Origin of the sequence: Mesorhizobium sp. M6A.T.Ce.TU.016.01.1.1 (assembly GCF_003997065.1) — a bacterium.
Lineage (GTDB): Bacteria > Pseudomonadota > Alphaproteobacteria > Rhizobiales > Rhizobiaceae > Mesorhizobium > Mesorhizobium mediterraneum.
On sequence record NZ_RZTJ01000183.1, the window covers coordinates 1 to 385 of the forward strand.

The following is a 385-nucleotide window of genomic DNA, read 5'->3' on the forward strand; positions in this document are numbered from 1 at the left end:
CTCCAGGCCGATAGCGCGGCGAGATTCTGGCGAAACAGAAGCTCGTTGGCTGCGCGCTGGATATCGACCGAGCGCGCACCCGGCGCCGTGCTGGTGACGACGGCCTGGCGCCGCGAATAGTCCGGGTTGGAGGCGTCGGCGACATTGCGCGAGACAACGCTGGTCTGTCGCGCGGTGTTCATAAGCGCCGACTGGGCGATACTCAATGCGGTAGACAGTGACATGCGGGTCTTTCGCGGGCGACGCCCGTCTTATCTCTTCAGGTTGACAAGGACGTCCATCAGATCGGAACCGGTCTGGAAGACTTTCGAATTGGCGGTGTAGCTGCGCTGCGCCGCGATCATGTTGGTCAGTTCTTCGGCGATGTCGACGTTGGAATTCTCGA

1 protein-coding gene and 1 pseudogene are annotated in these 385 nt (G+C 61.6%); both read right to left on the bottom strand.

Annotated features, from left to right (window positions below):
• Positions 1 to 224, bottom strand: a pseudogene (flgK, locus tag EOC94_RS33880) (flagellar hook-associated protein FlgK); the annotation flags it as partial.
• Between the two features lie 27 nt (positions 225 to 251).
• On the bottom strand, positions 252 to 385 hold a 134-nt coding region (locus EOC94_RS33885), incomplete at its 5' end, for a flagellar basal body rod C-terminal domain-containing protein (RefSeq protein WP_281032989.1).